The sequence below is a fragment of the Pseudomonas avellanae BPIC 631 genome (assembly GCF_000444135.1).
Classification (GTDB): Bacteria; Pseudomonadota; Gammaproteobacteria; order Pseudomonadales; family Pseudomonadaceae; genus Aquipseudomonas; species Aquipseudomonas avellanae.
In genome coordinates, this window is record NZ_ATDK01000563.1 from 1 (window position 1) to 2,435 (window position 2,435).

At 57.4% G+C, this 2,435-nt stretch carries 2 protein-coding genes and 1 pseudogene; 2 read left to right on the forward strand and 1 reads right to left on the reverse strand.

Going from position 1 to position 2,435, the window contains the following annotated elements; genetic code table 11:
* A pseudogene (locus DW49_RS0125445) lies at nucleotides 1–135 on the forward strand (AAA family ATPase); the annotation flags it as partial.
* Between the two features lie 6 nt (nucleotides 136–141).
* Here the strand turns inward: DW49_RS0125445 and DW49_RS0125450 are convergent.
* Complete coding sequence (locus tag DW49_RS0125450) at nucleotides 142–1,446, reverse strand: sigma-54-dependent transcriptional regulator (RefSeq protein WP_005618577.1); 1,305 nt, start codon at nucleotides 1,444–1,446, stop codon at nucleotides 142–144.
* Nucleotides 1,447–1,773: 327 nt separating this feature from the next.
* On the opposite strand from DW49_RS0125450, the gene DW49_RS0125455 reads away from it, so the two are divergent.
* Entirely contained in the window at nucleotides 1,774–2,040 is a 267-nt protein-coding gene (locus DW49_RS0125455) for a hypothetical protein (RefSeq protein WP_003380386.1), read from the forward strand.
* Nucleotides 2,041–2,435 lie beyond the last annotated feature (395 nt).

Genomic DNA, 2,435 nt, shown 5'->3' on the forward strand with positions numbered 1-2,435 from the left:
TTTTTCGACGCCAGCGGGGAGTGGCTGGCCCGCCATCATCAGACCTATCAAGTGATCGGCGGCGACTGGCAACAACGCCTTGAACAGGCAATGACGGCTGTCTCTCTGCTGCTGGAACCGTTAGCGGTGCAGTAAAAACCCTCAGCGGATCTGGTGCTTGTGTAACAGCCGATAGAACGTTGGCCGCGAGATGCCCAATACTTTGGCCGCCACACTGAGGTTGTCACTGTGGCGCGTCAGCACATCGCACAACGCCTGACGCTCGGCACGGGACTTGTACTCTTCCAGCGTGCCCATGCTCCCGGCAACATCCTCTTCGCCCAGCAAACCCAGGTTGGCCGCTTCTATCTGCTTGCCTTCGGCCAGCACCAACCCACGCCGCACCCGGCTGGCCAGCTCGCGCACATTGCCCGGCCAGTCGTGCTTGCCCAGCGCAACCAGCGAATCCTGACTGAAACTGCGCGCTCGCCTGCCGGTTTCCTGGCTGAACACATGGGCGAAATGATTGGCCAGCAAAACCAGATCACCGTGACGTTCGCGCAGTGGCGCAATACCGACCTGCAATACGCTCAGTTGGTAATACAAATCCTCGCGGAAACGCTTTTTGCGCACTGCTGTTTCAAGGTCCTCGCGGGTCGCGGCCACTACACGAACGTCGACCGCCATCGGCCCTGTGTCGCCCGGCCGTTCGATTTTCCGCTCATCCAGGAAACGCAGCAGGTCAGCCTGAGTGTCCAGCGGCAGATCGCCGACTTCATCGAGCAACAGCGTACCCCCATGCGCCGCTTCAATCCGGCCGATGCTACGCTCATGCGTAGCGCCCGTCTCATCGCCGAACAGCTCGGCGTGGATCGAATGTTCAGCGAGCGCGGCGCAATCGACGACCACAAAAGGTTTGTCGCGTCGCTGGGACTGGGCATGCAGGCTGCGTGCGATCAGCTCTTTGCCGGCACCGCGTTCGCCACGGATCAACACCGGCGAATCAATGGGTGCCAGTTTGCTCAATAGCCTGCGCAGCTCACGAATCGGCCGGCTTTCGCCCAGCAGCTCGGGCCCGGTACCGGACGCCGGTGGCGCAGGGTCCACCTTGATCAGCGCTTTTTCGAGCGAGGCCTGGAGGCGATTTACATCGAACGGCAGGGTGTGAAAATCGAAAAACCAACGGCAGACGAAATCGCCGATTTTCTCACGGCGCAGGTCATTGGCTGACAACACTGCGATCCAGCGCATGTCGCTGCGGGTAAAACGTTCTTCGAGTTCGTGCAGGTGTTCGAAGTGATAAGCCTTGAGGTGAATCAGGCCTACGTCGTAGTCCGCGTCGGACGCAGAATCCAGCGTTTTGTCGTGTACCGTCCATCCGGCATCCTTTAAAACAGTGACCAAAGGGTGACAGTCATCTGCGCCGTCAATCATTAGCAGGCGTTGCGTTGGGGCCAGTCCGTGCATGAAGTTTCCTTGGCGCCCGGTGTCGAGTTGATTTTTTAAAACTTTTTATAAACAGCATGTTGGCGAGCCCAACTATCACCCTAGCAAATATTTGACGCGACCTTGTACCGTTTGAATCTAATATTCATAACCAGATGTCATTAACGGTCTATGCGGCGAATATCGTTCGTCTGGAAAATCGTTCGTGCGTTCATCGAAAAAAATTCTGTATGTTTTTCAGTGCAGGGTGTGACTCATGCCCCCCTGTCGCTCATCAACACAAGTAACCAGCCGGACGGTTAGCCCGCCGACGTGACTGAACTGATATGGGCACCTGAGGATTTGACCATGAACGCCCCACTGCGCTTCAACGATGCACTTCTGATCGCTGGACACGCTTTTGAACCCTTCCAGTGTGTTGCCTGGGCACCACAGGACGGTAACGGCGAATTGAGCCTGACGGTGATCGACCGCACCAGCAACCGTATCGGTCGCAAGCAGATTTCGAGCAGCACGTACTCGGACAAGCGGCAGCTGGCGAGCGCTCTGGAACAGGCCCGCGCAGAAATCCGCAATGAAGGCTACGACCTCATGCCGTGGACCATGCCTGCTTGATGTGCGCTGTGTTTGTCGAGATTGCGTAGACCCTGAAGCCCCTGAAAACGGGGCTGAGCCAAAGTCGCTTCGCGCTCGGCTATATACGCATCTTGAAGAGCCCAGGAAGGGGTGGGTGAATTGCAGTATCAGGCTGGATATGCGCCTGTGTGAGCTTGCTCACGAAGACGATGGCCCAGACGCTGAATTTTCAATTATCGTGCGGCGCTCCGTCGTGATGCCGCTTCAATTATCGTGCGACGCTCCGCGTCGCATGCCGTTCTGGACGCTCTGCGTCCTATCCTGAGTATGCGGCGCAGGTCTGTGGCGCGGAGCATCACACTGCGGTTCTGCGATGTCAGTGATGTTTGTTTACGACTCAAGTCACCTTTTCGCCCCTCGGCGACTGACTTTGA